This is a genomic window from Alicyclobacillus sp. TC (assembly GCF_016804365.1).
GTDB lineage: Bacteria > Bacillota > Bacilli > Alicyclobacillales > Alicyclobacillaceae > Alicyclobacillus_I > Alicyclobacillus_I tolerans.
This window is the reverse complement of record NZ_CP044434.1, coordinates 304743-322377: the sequence shown is the minus strand read 5'-3', so window position 1 is coordinate 322377 and position 17635 is coordinate 304743. Positions and strand designations below refer to the sequence as shown.

29 protein-coding genes are annotated in these 17635 nt (G+C 46.2%); 1 reads left to right on the top strand and 28 read right to left on the bottom strand.

Going from position 1 to position 17635, the window contains the following annotated elements; translation table 11 throughout:
* Nucleotides 1-4 precede the first annotated feature (4 nt).
* From FY534_RS01635 to FY534_RS01500, 28 genes are all read right to left on the bottom strand, one after another.
* Nucleotides 5-655, bottom strand: a complete 651-nt coding sequence (locus tag FY534_RS01635; protein WP_203114977.1) for an adenylate kinase — start codon at nucleotides 653-655, stop codon at nucleotides 5-7.
* An 18-nt stretch (nucleotides 656-673) separates the two neighbouring features.
* Nucleotides 674-1957: a preprotein translocase subunit SecY gene (gene secY, locus FY534_RS01630; protein ID WP_072874875.1), complete on the bottom strand. Its 1284-nt coding sequence runs from the start codon at nucleotides 1955-1957 to the stop codon at nucleotides 674-676.
* A 1-nt stretch (nucleotide 1958) separates the two neighbouring features.
* Nucleotides 1959-2402, bottom strand: a complete 444-nt coding sequence (rplO, locus tag FY534_RS01625; RefSeq protein WP_203114976.1) for a 50S ribosomal protein L15 — start codon at nucleotides 2400-2402, stop codon at nucleotides 1959-1961.
* 14 nt (nucleotides 2403-2416) lie between these two features.
* On the bottom strand, nucleotides 2417-2620 hold the full coding sequence (gene rpmD / locus FY534_RS01620; RefSeq protein WP_072874877.1) for a 50S ribosomal protein L30: 204 nt from the start codon (nucleotides 2618-2620) through the stop codon (nucleotides 2417-2419).
* Nucleotides 2621-2632: 12 nt separating this feature from the next.
* Complete coding sequence (gene rpsE / locus FY534_RS01615; protein WP_072874878.1) at nucleotides 2633-3130, bottom strand: 30S ribosomal protein S5; 498 nt, start codon at nucleotides 3128-3130, stop codon at nucleotides 2633-2635.
* A gap of 18 nt (nucleotides 3131-3148) precedes the next feature.
* On the bottom strand, nucleotides 3149-3517 hold the full coding sequence (gene rplR / locus FY534_RS01610) for a 50S ribosomal protein L18 (RefSeq protein ID WP_203114975.1): 369 nt from the start codon (nucleotides 3515-3517) through the stop codon (nucleotides 3149-3151).
* A 24-nt stretch (nucleotides 3518-3541) separates the two neighbouring features.
* Complete coding sequence (gene rplF / locus FY534_RS01605) at nucleotides 3542-4081, bottom strand: 50S ribosomal protein L6 (RefSeq protein ID WP_072874880.1); 540 nt, start codon at nucleotides 4079-4081, stop codon at nucleotides 3542-3544.
* 29 nt (nucleotides 4082-4110) lie between these two features.
* Nucleotides 4111-4509 (bottom strand): 30S ribosomal protein S8, encoded by a 399-nt coding sequence (rpsH, locus tag FY534_RS01600; RefSeq protein ID WP_072874881.1) that lies wholly within the window; start codon nucleotides 4507-4509, stop codon nucleotides 4111-4113.
* A gap of 28 nt (nucleotides 4510-4537) precedes the next feature.
* Nucleotides 4538-4723 (bottom strand): type Z 30S ribosomal protein S14, encoded by a 186-nt coding sequence (locus FY534_RS01595; RefSeq protein ID WP_072874882.1) that lies wholly within the window; start codon nucleotides 4721-4723, stop codon nucleotides 4538-4540.
* Between the two features lie 27 nt (nucleotides 4724-4750).
* A complete protein-coding gene (gene rplE, locus FY534_RS01590; RefSeq protein ID WP_072874883.1) occupies nucleotides 4751-5293 on the bottom strand; it encodes a 50S ribosomal protein L5 in 543 nt (180 codons plus the stop codon).
* A 26-nt stretch (nucleotides 5294-5319) separates the two neighbouring features.
* Complete coding sequence (gene rplX / locus FY534_RS01585) at nucleotides 5320-5631, bottom strand: 50S ribosomal protein L24 (RefSeq protein ID WP_072874930.1); 312 nt, start codon at nucleotides 5629-5631, stop codon at nucleotides 5320-5322.
* A 37-nt stretch (nucleotides 5632-5668) separates the two neighbouring features.
* On the bottom strand, nucleotides 5669-6037 hold the full coding sequence (rplN, locus tag FY534_RS01580; RefSeq protein ID WP_072874884.1) for a 50S ribosomal protein L14: 369 nt from the start codon (nucleotides 6035-6037) through the stop codon (nucleotides 5669-5671).
* A 28-nt stretch (nucleotides 6038-6065) separates the two neighbouring features.
* Nucleotides 6066-6326 carry a 30S ribosomal protein S17 gene (rpsQ, locus tag FY534_RS01575; protein WP_203114974.1) on the bottom strand — a complete coding sequence of 87 codons (261 nt, stop codon included), beginning with the start codon at nucleotides 6324-6326 and terminating at the stop codon, nucleotides 6066-6068.
* 31 nt (nucleotides 6327-6357) lie between these two features.
* Nucleotides 6358-6555, bottom strand: a complete 198-nt coding sequence (gene rpmC / locus FY534_RS01570; protein WP_072874886.1) for a 50S ribosomal protein L29 — start codon at nucleotides 6553-6555, stop codon at nucleotides 6358-6360.
* Nucleotides 6545-6979 (bottom strand): 50S ribosomal protein L16, encoded by a 435-nt coding sequence (gene rplP, locus FY534_RS01565; protein ID WP_203114973.1) that lies wholly within the window; start codon nucleotides 6977-6979, stop codon nucleotides 6545-6547. Before rplP ends, rpmC begins: the two co-directional genes overlap by 11 nt.
* Nucleotides 6980-6982: 3 nt before the next feature.
* Nucleotides 6983-7648, bottom strand: a complete 666-nt coding sequence (rpsC, locus tag FY534_RS01560; protein ID WP_072874888.1) for a 30S ribosomal protein S3 — start codon at nucleotides 7646-7648, stop codon at nucleotides 6983-6985.
* 16 nt (nucleotides 7649-7664) lie between these two features.
* Nucleotides 7665-8006, bottom strand: coding sequence for a 50S ribosomal protein L22 (gene rplV, locus FY534_RS01555; RefSeq protein WP_072874889.1), 342 nt, complete (start codon nucleotides 8004-8006; stop codon nucleotides 7665-7667).
* Nucleotides 8007-8035: 29 nt separating this feature from the next.
* Nucleotides 8036-8317 carry a 30S ribosomal protein S19 gene (gene rpsS / locus FY534_RS01550; RefSeq protein ID WP_072874890.1) on the bottom strand — a complete coding sequence of 94 codons (282 nt, stop codon included), beginning with the start codon at nucleotides 8315-8317 and terminating at the stop codon, nucleotides 8036-8038.
* A gap of 34 nt (nucleotides 8318-8351) precedes the next feature.
* Nucleotides 8352-9182 carry a 50S ribosomal protein L2 gene (gene rplB / locus FY534_RS01545; RefSeq protein ID WP_203114972.1) on the bottom strand — a complete coding sequence of 277 codons (831 nt, stop codon included), beginning with the start codon at nucleotides 9180-9182 and terminating at the stop codon, nucleotides 8352-8354.
* A gap of 35 nt (nucleotides 9183-9217) precedes the next feature.
* Nucleotides 9218-9505, bottom strand: a complete 288-nt coding sequence (gene rplW, locus FY534_RS01540) for a 50S ribosomal protein L23 (RefSeq protein ID WP_203114971.1) — start codon at nucleotides 9503-9505, stop codon at nucleotides 9218-9220.
* Nucleotides 9505-10125 (bottom strand): 50S ribosomal protein L4, encoded by a 621-nt coding sequence (gene rplD, locus FY534_RS01535; RefSeq protein ID WP_203114970.1) that lies wholly within the window; start codon nucleotides 10123-10125, stop codon nucleotides 9505-9507. The genes rplW and rplD overlap by 1 nt, the downstream gene beginning before the upstream one ends.
* A gap of 29 nt (nucleotides 10126-10154) precedes the next feature.
* Nucleotides 10155-10784 (bottom strand): 50S ribosomal protein L3, encoded by a 630-nt coding sequence (gene rplC, locus FY534_RS01530; RefSeq protein ID WP_203114969.1) that lies wholly within the window; start codon nucleotides 10782-10784, stop codon nucleotides 10155-10157.
* A gap of 38 nt (nucleotides 10785-10822) precedes the next feature.
* Nucleotides 10823-11131 carry a 30S ribosomal protein S10 gene (gene rpsJ / locus FY534_RS01525; protein WP_072874895.1) on the bottom strand — a complete coding sequence of 103 codons (309 nt, stop codon included), beginning with the start codon at nucleotides 11129-11131 and terminating at the stop codon, nucleotides 10823-10825.
* A gap of 263 nt (nucleotides 11132-11394) precedes the next feature.
* Nucleotides 11395-12582 carry an elongation factor Tu gene (gene tuf, locus FY534_RS01520; protein ID WP_072874896.1) on the bottom strand — a complete coding sequence of 396 codons (1188 nt, stop codon included), beginning with the start codon at nucleotides 12580-12582 and terminating at the stop codon, nucleotides 11395-11397.
* A gap of 22 nt (nucleotides 12583-12604) precedes the next feature.
* Entirely contained in the window at nucleotides 12605-14680 is a 2076-nt protein-coding gene (fusA, locus tag FY534_RS01515; protein WP_072874897.1) for an elongation factor G, read from the bottom strand.
* 30 nt (nucleotides 14681-14710) lie between these two features.
* Nucleotides 14711-15181: a 30S ribosomal protein S7 gene (rpsG, locus tag FY534_RS01510; protein ID WP_072874898.1), complete on the bottom strand. Its 471-nt coding sequence runs from the start codon at nucleotides 15179-15181 to the stop codon at nucleotides 14711-14713.
* A gap of 69 nt (nucleotides 15182-15250) precedes the next feature.
* Complete coding sequence (gene rpsL / locus FY534_RS01505) at nucleotides 15251-15670, bottom strand: 30S ribosomal protein S12 (RefSeq protein ID WP_203114968.1); 420 nt, start codon at nucleotides 15668-15670, stop codon at nucleotides 15251-15253.
* 109 nt (nucleotides 15671-15779) lie between these two features.
* Nucleotides 15780-16028: a ribosomal L7Ae/L30e/S12e/Gadd45 family protein gene (locus FY534_RS01500; RefSeq protein WP_203115499.1), complete on the bottom strand. Its 249-nt coding sequence runs from the start codon at nucleotides 16026-16028 to the stop codon at nucleotides 15780-15782.
* Nucleotides 16029-16226: 198 nt separating this feature from the next.
* On the opposite strand from FY534_RS01500, the gene FY534_RS01495 reads away from it, so the two are divergent.
* Nucleotides 16227-17408, top strand: a complete 1182-nt coding sequence (locus tag FY534_RS01495; RefSeq protein ID WP_238413609.1) for a transposase — start codon at nucleotides 16227-16229, stop codon at nucleotides 17406-17408.
* Nucleotides 17409-17635: the final 227 nt, after the last annotated feature.

The following is a 17635-nucleotide window of genomic DNA, read 5'->3' as shown; positions in this document are numbered from 1 at the left end:
TTCCCTACTTTCGCAGCTTATCTAAGGTATTCACAATCTGCTCAAACAGATGATCAATCGTAAGCAGGCCGTCAAAAGTATACAGCACACCCTGAGATTGATAGTAATCAACGAGCGGCGCAGTCTGAGCATATTGTTCTAAACGTGTCTTCACTGCCTCAGGCGTATCGTCAGCTCGCTGATAAAGTTCGCCGCCACAAACGTCACAGGTACCTTCCACCTTAGGCGGATTCAATACCAAGTGATATGTTGCGCCGCATTGTCGACAGATGCGCCTACCTGTCAGTCGATCCATTAAGATGTTTTGCGGGACATGCAAGTACAGCACCGCATTCAGGTTTCTTTCTAATTCTGACAGAAGTTTTTGCAACGCGTCAGCTTGTTGCAAAGTACGAGGAAATCCGTCCAATAGAAAACCATCTTTAGCATCTGGCTGTTCTAAACGATCTCGAACAACACGAATGGTTAGTTCATCAGGAACCAATTTTCCACTATTAAGATAGTCTTGAACTTCAAGCCCCAGTGGTGTGCCTGCAGCTATCGCAGCCCGAAACATATCGCCAGTGGAAATATGGGGAATCCCATAACGCTCTTGAATTTTGGCAGCCTGTGTACCCTTTCCAGCCCCTGGCAATCCAAGCAACATGATTTGCATTTTGAACTTCCCCTCTTTCTATTGGCGAATAAAGCCACGATAGTTACGTTGCAACAATTGACCTTCGAGTTGCTGAAGTGTCTGCAAAGACACACCAACGATAATGAGCAAGGACGTTCCCGTAATGGAGAAGGATTGAAGATTCATTCCTTCTAATAACACAAAGGGCAGAACCGAAATCACTCCTAAGAAAAGCGAACCAAACACAGTTATGCGATTCACGACTGATACGATATACGCTTCAGTTTCAGCTCCCGGGCGAACACCAGGAATATATCCTGCATGTTTCTGCAACTGTTCAGCCAATTGTTGTGGGTTGATCTGCACATGCGTATAAAAGAAAGTAAACGCAATAATCAACAGCACTTCAAGGCCGATAAACCACCAGGATGAAGGGTATAGATAGCGTAAAATAAAAGTCGACCAAGCCCGACCTTGAAAATAGGTTGCAATTGTGTAAGGCAAAATTAAGAGTGATACTGCAAAAATTACAGGAATTACGCCAGCAGCATTAACCTTTAAGGGAATATGCGTTTGCTGACCACTGTAAACCGTTCTACCCACAACTCGCTTTGCGTATTGAACTGGAATTCTTCGTTCAGCCTGCTGAACATAGACGATTACAGCAAAAAGAATGATGGTCCCAATCAGCAGTATAGCCACTCGTAGAAAACTTAAAAAAAGATGCTGATTTTGACCAACAAACCATTTGGAGTAAACTTCCTGACCAAACTGGCCAAACTGAGAGATGATACCAACAAAGATGAGAATCGATATACCGTTTCCTACACCCTTTTCTGTTATCATCTCACCAAACCACATTAAGAGAATATCGCCAGCTGTCAGTACAATCACAATGGTGATATAGCCCCACCATTGATGGGTGGTGAGCAGTCCACTATGAGCAAACGTAAACGTTAGTCCTCCAGCCTGTAATAGACCAAATACTACCGTTAAATATCGAGTTACCTGAGTCAGTTTTTGCCGACCAGATTCCCCTTCTTTCTGCCACTCTTCAAAACGGGCTACTACACCTGATTGCAGAAGCTGAACAATAATTGACGCCGTAATATACGGGGTAACGCTCATCGCGAATATGGAGAATCGATAAAACGCACCACCGGAAAACATGTTCAGTAAATTGAACAAGGCATTGTTTTGCCCTGACGTCAGCGCATTGAGATTAATCCCTGGAATTGGAATGTAAGATCCAATTCGATAAACTGCCAGCACGAACAGGGTAAACAGTATCCGATTGCGAAGATGTTTCAGTCGCCACAAATTCGCGATGGTCGTTCCCATCTTAAATCACCTCGACCGTGCCGCCAGCCGACTCAATCTTTTCTTTAGCGGATGCAGAGAAGGCATGTGCTTGTACGGTCAATTTAACATTCAATTCACCTTCGCCGAGAATCTTAATGCCATCAAGCAGCTTTCTCGCCAAACGTGTTTCTAAGAGTAATTCAGGTGTGACAACTGTACCTTCAGAAAACTGGTTTAGACTCTCAAGATTGACAACAGCATATTCTTTTTTAAATGGCTCATTGGAAAATCCCCGTTTAGGAAGACGTTTAAACAATGGATTCTGTCCACCTTCAAATCCCGGACGAACACCACCGCCAGATCTTGCCCATTGGCCTTTATGCCCACGAGTAGAAGTTTTACCATGACCAGAACTCGTTCCACGTCCTACACGTTTTGGGGCTTTTCGAGATCCTGGATTACCTTTTAGTTCGTGAATTTGCACAGTATGACACCTCCTTATTTCTCAGAATCCGACAGAACCGTTTCCTGTACTTCTAACAAGTGCGGAATTTTATTAATCATACCGCGTATCGTCGGAGTATCCGCATGCAAAACGGTCTGGTTCAACTTGCGTAAACCAAGCGCTTCAACCACCTGCCGCTGTGCTTCCGGTCTTCCGATAACACTGCGGACAAGTCGAATCGACAGCATGTTTGCCATACAGCACCCTCCTTAGCCTAAAATCTCTTCAACACTTTTGCCGCGTAAGCGAGCGACTTCATCAGCCCGTTTTAATTGCGACAATGCGTTCAAAGTGGCATGTACCATGTTAATCGGGTTATTCGAACCCAGAGACTTTGTCACAATATCTTTAATTCCAGCCAACTCCAATACCGCACGTGCAGGTCCACCTGCGATTACACCGCTTCCTTCGGGGGCTGGTTTAATCAGTACACGTCCTGCGCCAAAATGCCCCAAGGCCTCATGAGGTATTGAAGTATTTTTCATCGGAACGTGTATCAGATTTTTCTTTGCATCCTCTACGCCTTTACGAATCGCGTCCGGCACTTCTTGCGCCTTACCTAATCCAGCCCCTACATAGCCATTGCCATCTCCAACAACTACGAGTGCCGAGAAAGAAAAACGACGACCGCCTTTAACAACTTTGGCCACACGATTTACAGCAACAACGCGTTCTGTTAACTCCAGGCCATTTGGATTAATCCGCATTCTTACACCTACCTCCCTTTAGAATTCCAACCCTGCTTCACGTGCAGCGTCAGCTAGAGCCTGAACACGCCCATGATAAAGATAACCTCCGCGATCGAACACTACTGAACGGATACCTTTTGCTAGAGCTCGCTTCGCTACCAATTCGCCTATTTTTTTCGCGGCATCCACGTTGCCACCATTACTCAATTCTTCACGCAACTCTTTATCAAGAGACGACGCACTGCAAAGGGTAACACCCTGTACATCGTCAATGACTTGTGCATAAATGTGTTTATTGGAACGAAACACATTCAACCTAGGACGCTCAGCGGTTCCGTTAACCTTGGCACGAACACGCAGATGGCGCTTTTGCCGAGATACGTTGCGATTTTCTTTAGTAAACAAGGTCTCAATCTCCTTTCTTTAAAATTATTTCTTGCCAGTTTTACCGACCTTACGACGTACCACTTCATTTTCATATCGAATACCTTTGCCTTTGTACGGCTCAGGACGACGGATATCACGAACTTTTGCAGCATACTCGCCAACCAGTTCTTTACTGATTCCTTTAATAATTAACTTTGTCTGGGAAGGAACATCCACTTCAATACCATCTACAGCCGGCAATTCTACAGGATGAGAAAATCCGAGCGACAAAGTAACTTTGTTACCAGATTTAGCAGCACGATAGCCAACGCCAACCAAATCCAGTCCTTTTGTAAAACCTTCCGTGACACCTTGCACCATATTTTGAATCACACTGCGCGTAGTTCCATGCAGACTGCGATGCAATTTTTGGTCGCTCGGGCGCTCCACAACCAACTCATTTTCGCCGATCACGATTTTCATGTCTGGATGGATATTGCGTTGAAGCGACCCTTTGGGACCTTTAACGCTCAGAAGCTGACCATCCATCTTAACTTCCACACCATTTGGAATCGCGATGGGTTTGCGTCCAATACGTGACATAGCTTGCACCTCCTCTTAAAGCCAATGGATTACCAGATATAGCAAAGCACTTCTCCACCAATGCGGCGCTTACGTGCTTCCTTATCAGTCATTACACCCGACGATGTCGAAAGAATCGCAATACCTAACCCACCAAGTACACGCGGAATATTGTCATGATTGACATACACACGCAGACCAGGTTTAGAAATTCTCTTTAATCCTGTAATGACTCGCTCTTGACCTTTTCCATATTTCAGGAACAGACGAATAATGCCTTGTTTTTCATCCGAAATGAATTCCGCATCACGAATAAAACCTTCGTTCTTCAGAATTTCAGCAATCGAACGTTTAATATTAGAACCTGGGATTTCAACTTTTTCATGCCCCACCTCATTCGCATTGCGAATACGGGTTAGCATGTCAGCAATCGGATCACTCACTACCATGAATCGAACCTCCTTTCAAATCAACCGTTTACCAGCTAGCCTTCTTAACACCTGGCAATTGACCTTTATAAGCCAAGTTTCTAAAGCAGATACGGCAAATCCCAAACTTGCGCAGCACAGAGTGTGGACGACCACAAATTCTACAACGCGTATAAGCGCGAGTACTAAATTTTGGCTTACGCTGTGCCTTAACAATCATCGAGGTTTTAGCCAATTCTTGTTACCTCCCTCTTTTCAGGATTTATGAACGACGAAACGGCATACCAAGCAAACCGAGTAACTCGCGAGCTTCTTCATCTGATCGGGCTGTCGTTACAAAAACAACTTCAAGTCCACGTACTTTGTCTACTTTATCGTAGTCAATTTCAGGGAATATGAGCTGCTCACGTAACCCGAGCGTATAATTGCCTCGACCATCAAACGCCTTAGGCGAAACACCGCGGAAATCTCGAACGCGCGGCAATGCAACATTAATTAATTTATCAACAAACTCAAACATGCGCTCACCACGCAATGTTACTTTAGCACCAATAGGCATTCCCTGACGCAGACGGAATTGAGCGATAGATTTTTTCGCCCGAGTAACAACAGGCTTTTGTCCTGTAATCAGAGTCAAGTCCCCAACTGCTGAATCAATAATTTTAGGGTTTTGAGTCGCCTCACCAAGTCCCATATTTAAAACAACTTTCTCAATACGTGGAACTTGCATGACGGTTGTATAATTAAATTTTTTCATCAGTTCAGGCACAATCTGTTGTTGATAACGTTCTTGCAAACGATTCATATCTGGACCTCCTTTCAACTAAACCTTTAGTCCAAAATTTCGCCAGACTTTTTGGCGTAACGGACTTTCTTTCCATCTTCCAAAAATTTATGACCGATTCTTGTTGCCTGTCCTGTTTTCGGATCAACAAGCATGATATTCGAAGCATGAATGGATGCTTCTTTTTCAATGATTCCGCCCTCAGGTTGATTAGGATTTGGTTTCGTGTGGCGCTTCACCACATTGACACCCTCAACAATCACACGATTTTTCTTCGGTAAAACCGCTAATACTTGCCCTTTTTTGTTTTTATCTTTACCGCTGATCACAATAACTTGATCGCCCTTTTTTACAAACATGCCTGCCACAATCTGCACCTCCTTTGCATCAAACGAATTACAGTACCTCAGGAGCCAGGGAAATAATCTTCATGAAATCTTTTTCACGCAACTCACGAGCGACAGGTCCAAAAATACGCGTACCCCTTGGACTTTTATCTTCACGAATGATAACAGCCGCATTTTCATCAAAACGAATATGCGAACCGTCTGGACGGCGCAATCCACGGCGTGTACGTACAATAACTGCCTTTACAACATCGCCCTTCTTGACAACGCCACCTGGTGTTGCACTTTTGACAGACGCAACAATGATATCGCCAATATTAGCAGTTTTGCGATTGGATCCTCCCAACACTCGGAAACACATAATTTCCTTGGCGCCAGAATTATCTGCAACAACCAACCTGGTTTGTGGTTGAATCACGACGGATACCTCCTTCCAAGCTTACAAATTAGATAATGACAGCTTTTTCAACGATTTCAACAAGACGCCAACGCTTCTCTTTAGAAAGTGGACGAGTTTCCATAATGCGCACAACATCACCAATTTTTGCTTCATTATTTTCATCGTGCGCTTTAAACTTTTTTGTTCTTTTAATGGTTTTTCCGTAGAGACGATGTTTGATATTCTCTTCTACCGCTACGACAATCGTCTTATCCATTTTGTCGCTTACAACTTTGCCAACTCGAACTTTTCTTTCATTGCGGTCCATTGTCACCCTCCTCACTTACCAAATGTTGAAATCAGCTAATTCCTAGTTCCCGTTGCTTGAGAATTGTTTTTGCACGAGCAATATCTTTGCGAACCTGACGAATACGCATCGGATTTTCTAGTTGCCCTGTGGCGTGTTGAAAACGCAAATTAAACAATTCATCTTTCAGGGAGTCTACGCGCTTTTCAATTTCTTCCGTACTCAATTCCCGAATATCCTTAGCTTTCATCAGACTCACCTACCTCACTGCCGCGCTTGACAAATTTCGTTTTAATGGGCAGTTTGTGCGCAGCCAGACGCATGGCCTCACGAGCTACCTCTTCACTAACGCCCGCAAGTTCAAACAAGATCCGCCCCGGCTGGACAACAGCAACCCATTTTTCAGGAGATCCCTTACCGCTACCCATACGAGTTTCAGCAGGTTTTTGCGTTACAGGCTTACTCGGGAAAATTTTAATCCATACTTTACCGCCACGACGGATATAACGTGTCATTGCGATACGAGCTGCTTCAATTTGCCTGTTGGTTACCCAAGCTGGCTCTAAAGCTTGTAGACCAAATTCGCCAAAAGCTACTTGATTGCCGCCTTTGGATTCACCTTTCATGCGACCGCGATGTTCTTTGCGATACTTTACACGTTTCGGCATCAACATTGCTTACTTACCCCCTTCTTCGGCGCCCTTTCTCGTCCGTTGCGGGAGAACTTCGCCACGATAAATCCATACTTTGACGCCAATTCTACCGTACGTGGTGTGGGCTTCACTCAGTGCATAGTCAATATCTGCACGAAGAGTATGCAACGGAACAGTTCCTTCGGCATATCCTTCTGTACGAGCAATTTCAGCGCCACCTAGACGTCCTGAAACCTGAACGCGAATTCCTTTCGCTCCCGAACGCATTGTCCGTTGAATCGCCTGTTTCATAGCACGGCGGAACGATACACGGCGAGATAGTTGCAATGCAATATTATCAGCAACCAGCTGAGCCGAAAGATCCGGATTTTTAATTTCTGATATCGAGATATGAACTCTTTTTCCTGTCAAGGCATTCAACTGGTTCCGCAATGTGTCTACTTCTGTACCACCCTTACCAATCACCATGCCAGGCTTGGCTGTGTGTACAGTAATATTCAAGCGATTTGCAGCTCTTTCAATGTCAACACGAGCTACCGCAGCATCCTTCAGCCGACGGAACACATAATTACGAATTTGCAAATCTTCATGAAGTAGATTCTGATAGTCTTTTTTATTCGCAAACCATTTGGATTCCCAGTCACGAATAATGCCAATACGCAAACCAACTGGATTGACTTTTTGACCCATGAACTCTTATCCCTCCTTATCTTTCCGCCACAACTACAGTAATGTGACTAGTTCTCTTAAGAATGCTGTAGGCACGGCCTTGCGCACGAGGATGGAACCGTTTCAGTGTCGGCCCCTCATCAACGTAGATTTCTTTTACATACAACTTATCAACATCCATGTTGTGGTTGTTTTCCGCATTAGCGACTGCTGAACGAACAACTTTAGCCACCACAGGTGAAGCTCCACGGGGCGTAAATTGCAAAATAGCCAAAGCTTCCGGAATGTTTTTACCGCGGATAAGATCGACTACAAGACGCACTTTTCGCGGCGCAATACGGATGTACTTGGCAACTGCACGTGTCTCTGTTGCTTGCATGTCAGTTCCTCCTTTCTAAATGGCGCTCATTAACGAGAACGGGATGTCTTCTCATCACCCGCATGACCTTTAAATGTTCGAGTGGGGACAAACTCACCCAGCTTATGTCCAACCATATCTTCTGTCACATAGACCGGCACATGCTTTCGGCCATCATGCACAGCGAATGTATGACCGACAAACTGCGGAAAAATGGTGGAGCGGCGAGACCAAGTTTTAATAACACGTTTTTCACCGGACTCGTTTAAAGCTTCAACTTTCTTCATCACGTGGTGATCACAAAAAGGTCCTTTTTTCAAAGAACGACCCATACTACCTGACCTCCTTCCTTACATTGCAAAATGATTACTTTTTACGACGACGAACAATGTATTTGTCCGTGCGGTGATTCTTTTTGCGAGTCTTTTTACCCAACGTCGGCTTACCCCAAGGTGACATAGGTGATTTGCGTCCAATCGGCGCACGCCCTTCACCACCACCATGCGGGTGATCGACCGGGTTCATAACCACACCACGAACAGTAGGACGATGACCTAGCCAACGGGATCGACCAGCTTTACCTATATTGATATTTTCATGGTCCAGATTGCCTACTTGACCAATGGTTGCACGACATTCGAGACGAACCAGGCGCACTTCTCCAGAAGATAAGCGCACTTGTGCATACGCCCCTTCTTTCGCCATCAGCTGTGCAGACGCACCAGCTGCGCGCGCTAACTGACCGCCTTTACCAGGTTGCAATTCAATATTGTGCACAACTGTACCAACCGGGATATTAGCTAACGGCAAGGCATTACCTACACGAATGTCAGCATCCGGACCTGAAACAACCCTGTCTCCTACTTTTAAACCATGCGGAGCAATAATGTATCTTTTCTCTCCATCAAGGTAGTGCAAGAGCGCGATACGAGCCGAACGGTTTGGATCATACTCAATCGTTGCCACTTTAGCCGGTACATTGTCTTTATTGCGTTTAAAATCAATCAAACGATAACGGCGCTTGTGGCCGCCCCCCTGATGCCGCACGGTGATTTTGCCTTGATGATTTCGTCCCGCTCTGCGATGCAATGGAGACAGCAGAGATTTTTCAGGCGTATCTGTAGTAATTTCATCAAAGGCAGAAACAGACATAAATCTGCGGCCAGGAGAAGTTGGGCGATATTTTTTAATTGCCAACTCTTACTCCTCCTCTTAACTGTCATGCGAACGGATTAACCTTGTGTAAAAAATTCAATCGGCTTCGAATCAGCTGTCAATGTTACAATTGCTTTTTTCTTTTCCGAAGTCATCCCCACAAAACGCCCTACGCGTTTTTTCTTACCGGGTGTACGCATTGTATTTACTTTTAGCACTTTTACACCAAAGATTTTTTCGACCGCTTGGCGTATTTCAACTTTGTTCGCCCGTTTATCGACTTCAAACACGTACTTGTTCATTTCCATGCCAGCAGTCGAGGCTTCTGTAATAATGGGGCGTTTAATTACATCACGCGGATCCATTAAGCAAACACCTCCTCAACTTTGGCAACAGCGTCCTTGGTTAAAACCAGGTGCTCATGTCTCAACAAATCGTATACATTAACACCGTTTGCTGGAACATATTTGATTCCTGGAATATTACGCGCCGACAACCAAACGTTCTCAATTTTTTCCGCATCCACAAGTAACGCTTTGTTTAATTCAAACCTCTTTAACAACGCGACCATGTGTTTCGTCTTAATATCAGAAAGGTTAAGTTGATCGAGAACAATCACTTTTCCCTCATCAATTTTGGATGTCAACGCGCTATAAAGAGCAGCTCGACGAACTTTTTTCGTGAGTTTATATTTATAGCTGCGTGGCGTTGGACCAAACACAACACCGCCGCCTTTCCATTGCGGGGCGCGAATGCTACCTTGTCTTGCACGTCCCGTACCTTTCTGACGCCATGGTTTACGACCACCGCCAGACACTTCAGAACGTCCTTTGACCTTATGCGTTCCACGCCTTTGCCCAGCCAAGTACATTAATACCACTTCATGCATCAAATCCATGCGAACAGGTGCAGCAAAAAGCTTTTCATTCAGTTCCACTTCTCCAACCTGTTCAGCTTGCATATTATATACAGGCAATTTTGGCATCCCAGTTGCCTCCCTTCTTTTGAAATCAATTACGAATTCGACTTAATCGCCGTACGTATAGTAACAAATGAGTTTTTAGGACCTGGAACAGAACCTTTCACAAGCAATAAATTGCGATCGGCATCCACTTTTACAATCTCAAGGTTTTGGACAGTCACTTTTTCATGACCCATACGTCCAGCCATGGTTTGTCCTTTAAACACTCTGTTAGCCGCAATAGAGCCTAACGAACCCACACCACGGTGATACTTCGAACCGTGAGCCATAGGTCCCCGAGCCTGATTGTGACGCTTAATCGGACCAGCTGTGCCTTTACCTTTGGAGACGCCGATTACATCCACGATTTCTCCTGGCTCAAAAACATTCGCTTTGATTTGTTGGCCAACTTCATATTGTTGAACATCCACGCCGCGCAGTTCACGAATATATCGTTTTGCAGCAGTATTAGCTTTTTGCGCGTGCCCTTGTTCGGCTTTGGTTGAGCGGCTTGGCTTCTTATCGGCAAACCCGATTTGAACTGCCTCGTATCCGTCTATTTCGCTTTGTTTAATTTGCAGAACCGTACACGGTCCGGCTTCGATGACTGTGACCGGAATGACAATTCCATCTTCCGAAAACACTTGAGTCATACCAAGCTTTCTGCCAAGGATTCCTTTCACGCGCACACCTCCTCAATCTTTCTTGGGTTGTAATTCATTTAAAGTTTAATTTCAATATCAACGCCGGATGGCAGATCTAAACGCATTAACGAATCGACCGTTTGTGGCGTAGGATTTAAAATATCAATTAAACGTTTGTGTGTTCTCATTTCAAATTGTTCACGCGAATCCTTATATTTGTGAGGCGCGCGAAGAATCGTAAAGATTGCCTTTTCTGTGGGCAACGGAATAGGGCCAGATACTCCGGCGCCTGAACGCTTTGCGGTTTCTACAATGCGTTCAGCAGACTGATCAAGAATTTGATGATCATACGCTTTTAATCGGATACGAATCTTTTGGTTTGCCATAACATTTCCCCCCTCTTCATGGCGGGCTCTCTCAATACATAAACCGTATCTAGAGTAAGCGCCCAATTTGATGGACATACTCAGCAGAAATTTCCTCAGCGGTGCTCTTTATGGCTAAAAGCACATAAGCAACCTCCTGCCTCATCGCTGTCTGAGACCAACGTTCGATATTATACTAAATGGCTGGTAAAAGCACAAGAAAAAGTTTTCATAAAAAAAGGAGCTACTCAGAGCTCCCTTTTTATATCATTCTATTGAATGATTTACTTCTCAATAGCAGCGACTACACCAGCGCCAACTGTACGGCCACCCTCGCGGATAGCGAAGCGTGTACCTTCCTCCAGAGCGATTGGGGCAATCAATTCAACTTCCATGGAGATATTATCGCCAGGCATTACCATTTCAGTACCTTCCGGCAACTCTACAACACCAGTTACGTCGGTTGTACGGAAATAGAACTGTGGACGATAACCGTTGAAGAAAGGAGTATGACGGCCACCTTCTTCTTTGGTCAAAACATAAACCTCAGCTTTAAATTTTGTGTGTGGTTTAATGGATCCCGGTTTGACCAACACTTGTCCGCGCTCAACATCTTTACGCTCAACACCACGCAACAACGCACCAATATTGTCACCAGCCTGAGCTTGGTCGAGCAGTTTGCGGAACATTTCAATACCAGTTGCAACTGTCTTACGGCTTTCTTCCGTTAAGCCAACGATTTCTACTTCATCGCCAACTTTCAGCGTACCGCGTTCGACACGTCCGGTAGCAACGGTTCCGCGCCCGGTGATGGTAAACACATCTTCAACAGGCATCAAGAAGGGTTTGTCAGTGTCACGCTCGGGGGTTGGGATGTAGCTATCCACAGCGTTCATCAATTCTTCAATTTTAGCAACATAAGCCGGGTCGCCTTCGAGAGCCTTCAATGCAGATCCACGAATAACCGGGATGTCATCTCCAGGAAATTCATACTCAGACAACAATTCACGAACTTCCATTTCAACGAGTTCCAACAGTTCTTCGTCATCCACCATGTCACATTTGTTCAAGAACACCACCAAATGCGGCACACCAACCTGGCGGGATAGAAGAATATGTTCACGAGTTTGCGGCATCGGACCATCAGCTGCTGATACAACAAGAATAGCGCCGTCCATTTGAGCTGCACCGGTAATCATGTTTTTCACATAGTCAGCATGGCCTGGGCAGTCAACGTGAGCGTAGTGGCGTGCATCGGTTTCATATTCAACGTGTGCAGTATTAATGGTAATACCACGTTCACGCTCTTCTGGAGCTTTGTCAATTTCATCATACTTCTGAGCTTTTGCTTTACCCTTCGAAGCCTGTACAGAAGTAATAGCTGCAGTCAAAGTAGTTTTGCCATGGTCAACGTGACCAATGGTTCCAACGTTAACGTGGGGTTTCGAACGGTCAAATTTTTCTTTTGACATCTGAATGATTCACTCCTTAGTGTTATTCGCCTTTACTTTTGGCAATGATTTCTTGAGCTATCGACTTCGGCACTTCTTCATACGCAGCAAGTTCCATAGCGAAAGTTCCACGGCCCTGCGTGCGAGAGCGAAGCGATGTCGAATAACCAAACATTTCTGCCAGTGGCACATAACCGCGAATGACACGAGCGTTAGCACGCTGTTCCATGCCTTCAATGCGGCCACGGCGAGAATTGATGTCGCCCATGATGTCGCCCATATACTCTTCCGGAACCGTAATTTCCACTTTCATAATAGGTTCAAGCAGTACTGGACCAGCTTTCTTTGAACCCTCTTTGAGCGCCATTGAACCAGCAATCTTGAATGCCATCTCAGAGGAGTCCACATCGTGGTACGAACCATCATAGAGAGTGACCTTTACGTCAACCATGGGGTATCCGGCCAACACGCCACTGCGCATTGCTTCCTGAATACCTTCATCCACTGGCGCAATATATTCTTTTGGAATTGCGCCACCCACAACCTTATTCTCAAACATGTAGCCTTGGCCACGTTCGAGAGGCTCGAGGATGATTTTAACATGACCATACTGACCGCGACCACCAGATTGGCGAACAAATTTGCCTTCCTGATCAACACGTTGCGTAATGGTCTCTTTATAAGCAACCTGCGGACGACCCACATTACACTCTACTTTGAATTCCCGTTGAAGGCGGTCAACAATAATCTCGAGATGCAATTCACCCATACCCGAAATAATGGTTTGTCCCGTCTCTTGATCGGTATACGTGCGGAATGTTGGGTCTTCCTCGGTGAGCTTACCTAGTGCAACACCCATTTTGTCCTGATCCGCTTTTGTCTTCGGCTCAATAGATACCGAGATAACTGGATCAGGAAATTCCATGGACTCCAATACTACTACATTCTTTTCATCACAAAGCGTGTCGCCCGTGGTTGTATCTTTTAAACCAACTGCAGCAGCAATGTCTCCAGCGTAGACTTTGTCAATTTCTTCTCTGTGATTGGCATGCATTTGTAGAATACGGCCAATACGTTCGCGCTTACCCTTGGTAGAGTTCAGCACATAAGAACCACTCGAGAGAATTCCAGAGTATACACGGAAGAATGCTAATTTACCTACAAACGGATCGGTCATAATCTTAAACGCCAACGCCGAGAACGGCTCTTCATCACTTGAATGGCGTTCAATTTCTTCACCGTCAGCCGTTACGCCTTTAATAGCTGGAACGTCGATTGGCGAGGGTAAATAATCGACCACAGCATCAAGCATCGGCTGTACACCTTTATTTCTATAAGAAGATCCACATAGCACCGGGAAAAGTTGCACATTACATGTACCTTTGCGAAGTGCCGCTTTAATTTCAGGAACAGTAATTTCTTCACCTTCCAAGTACTTCACCATCAGATCTTCATCGACTTCAGCACACGCCTCTATCATTTCCGTCCTTAATTTCTCAACAATCTCTTTGAGATCTTCCGGAACATCAACGACATCTGATGTCGTACCGAGATCGTCCGTATAGATGATGGCCTTGTTTTCAACCAAGTCAACCATACCCTTGAAGTTATCTTCCGCTCCAATCGGGTATTGGATAGGCACAGCTTTCGCCCCTAGGCGTGTACGCATTTGTTCCACGCACATCAAGAAGTCTGCGCCAATGATATCCATTTTGTTTACATAAGCAATACGCGGAACATGGTATTTATCAGCTTGGCGCCATACCGTTTCTGATTGCGGTTCAACGCCACCCTTGGCATCGAACACGCCACAGGCGCCATCAAGAACGCGCAAAGAACGTTCCACTTCTACCGTAAAGTCCACGTGGCCTGGCGTATCAATGATATTGATACGATGACCCTTCCACTGCGCTGTAGTAGCCGCGGAAGTAATCGTAATTCCACGTTCCTGTTCTTGCACCATCCAGTCCATCGTAGCGGCACCTTCATGAACTTCGCCAATTTTATGGACACGGCCAGTATAAAACAGAATGCGTTCAGTCGTGGTTGTTTTACCGGCGTCAATATGCGCAATAATACCGATGTTCCGGGTTTTTTCCAGCGGAAACTGGCGGCTCACAAGCCAACCCCCTCATCTTCTTAATAACTTCTACCAGCGATAATGAGCAAATGCTTTGTTAGCCTCGGCCATACGATGCGTGTCTTCGCGTTTTTTCACTGCTCCACCCGCATTGTTAAAGGCATCCAGCAATTCATTGGCCAATCTTTGTTCCATCGTCTTTTCACTGCGGAGACGAGCATAATTCACCAACCAGCGCAAGCCCAATGTTGTACGCCTATCCGGACGCACTTCTACTGGAACTTGATAATTGGAACCACCCACACGGCGAGCTTTAACTTCAAGGACGGGCATAATATTGCGCATTGCCCCCTCAAATACTTCCATCGGATCTTTCCCTGTGCGTTCACGCACTGTATCTAGCGCATTATAAACAATCTTCTGCGCTACACCACGTTTACCGTCCAACATCACTTTATTGATGAGACGAGTCACCAGCTTGTTCCCATAAATCGGATCGGGCATAACATCCCTTTTTGGAACAGGCCCTTTACGCGGCATAATAACGCCTCCTTTCAATCCATGTAACACAGATTGCATGATTTAATATCAACACTACATTCTTATGGATTACTTTTTTGCTTTCGGTTTTTTAGCACCGTACTTAGAACGACCTTGCATACGATCTTTCACGCCCGCAGTATCAAGCGCTCCACGAACAATATGGTAGCGGACACCCGGCAGGTCCTTTACACGACCTCCGCGCACCAGCACCACAGAGTGCTCCTGCAAGTTATGACCGATACCCGGAATATAGGCAGTCACTTCAATGGTATTGGTAAGACGCACACGAGCGTATTTACGAAGCGCTGAGTTTGGTTTTTTGGGTGTCATTGTACCCACACGCGTGCAAACTCCACGTTTTTGCGGTGAAGGTAAATCGGTTTGTTCTTTTTCAAAACTGTTATAACCTTTTTGCAGCGCCGGAGCTGTTGACTTATCAACGACCGGCTTGCGACCTTTACGCACGAGCTGGTTAATGGTCGGCATTGCTGCACCTCCTTCTTTTCAACTCTTTTCAAGCCCACAGTGCCTGGTGGTTCATCCTCAAACACAAAAAAGCATAAGCCACAACTCGCCACAGCAAACCATTATGGTTTTACTCAAGGATGGCTGCAGTTGCTGCTCCCACTTCAATCCCGCATGCTTTGCCAAGCATTTTCATTGTCTCCACCCATGTTACTGGAATCCCGTTCTGTTCAGCATAGTGCAGAACCGGACCGATAACGCGCGCTTCAGCATCCTTGGCAACAAACACTTCTTTTACAGCAGACTGTTGCACTGCTTTCAACGTTTGGTTTGTACCAATGATTCGCTTTTTTTCAAGGCGTATGCGATCTAGAGACACCGCAACAGCCTCCTCGATATACAAACCATGTCCTGGCACACCATGTGATTCTATCATCTGATATTTGCCCATGTCAACAGAGCGCGATCACTCAGCTAAAATCTTACCGAAAGGGTATCGGCTCACTCAAACAGAAATCTTACCGAAGGGATCGATGTGCGGATGTCCATGCAGAGTCGGCAAGAGTACCTGAGTACGATGCGCGTGCGTTACCTTAAGGCACGCAATAGGCAAGAGAAATCGCAGATTTTGGATGAGTTGGAGCGGACCCTGGGATACGCGCGGAAGTACGCGATTGCCACTATGAAACCCAAACCGGAGCACGATAAACCGCCCGCTAAGCGTACTCGCTCTCTTCGGTATAGGGATGTGATGCCCATCGTTCAAATCGTTTGGGAAGCACTCGACTATCCTTGTGCAGAGCGCTTGCATCCCGTGCTGATGTGTACTGCCGCACAGTTAGCCAATCACGGTGAGGTCAAGCTGACTCAAGAGGCAATCCGTGACTTGCAGCAAATGAGCCGTGCGACGCTGGCCCGTCGTATCGCCAAATGGAAGCGTCCCGGTCCCAAGCACATCCCTGCCGACAGACGCCCGTCCGCGCATCTACGCTCGGAAATTCCAGTGGAACGCTATGACTGGGACGAGGACAGACCTGGTGCGTTGGAAATCGACCTCGTCGAGCACAACGGCGGATCGTCCTTGGGACACTTCGCTTACACCCTCTCCGTCGTCGACGTCGTGACGGGATACAGTAGACGCGTTGCGGTACTTGGCAGGGGCCAGCTTGGTGTCATGGCAGCGCTGGAACGCATACTAACGGAATGGCCATATCCGGTGTGGGGAATCCACAGCGACAACGGCAGCGAGTTCATCAATGCTCACCTGGTTCGTTTCACGAAGGCGAATGGGCTGTCGCTCACCAGAAGCCGACCTTACAAGAAGAACGACAACGCTCACGTGGAGCAAAAGAATCGATTCTTGGTCCGCGAAATCGTAGGTTACGAGCGTTTCGACACTCCAGAGCATGTTCAATGGCTCAACACGGTTTATGCGTGGCTTGACGTATATGCCAATGCCTGTCTGCCCATGCGCAAGGTCATTGAGAAAAAACGTAACGGCAGTCACATGCAAAAGAAATACGACTCAGCAAAAACTCCTTTGCAACGGGCGTTCGATGCTAGTGCCATCCCAACGAACAGCCAAAAGTACTGGAGTGAGTGGGCACAGTCCCTCAATCCACTACAGCTACACCGACAACTGGTGACACTGCTGGCACAGGGACTAGGCGGGGCGAACCTTGCTCCTGCTCCGCTGCCCGCACCGGTTTCCAGGGGGATCGACAACGACAAACGAAACGGCACTCGGGACTCCTATTGAGGCCAAAACATTCGGTCTGTGGATTTGATGGACAACTCTTCAAGTTGCCCACAAGCTCCACAGACACAAAAAAAGGGGAAGCCGCTTCGCTCCTCCCCTCTGGCCTACGGCCATTCACCCCTCCCACTTCAACGGAATCGGGAATGGGTTAGATTTTTAAATGAGTTAGCCATCTCTCTTCGGTAAGATTTTTACGTGAGTTGACACGCAGAGCTTAACGCCCTGTT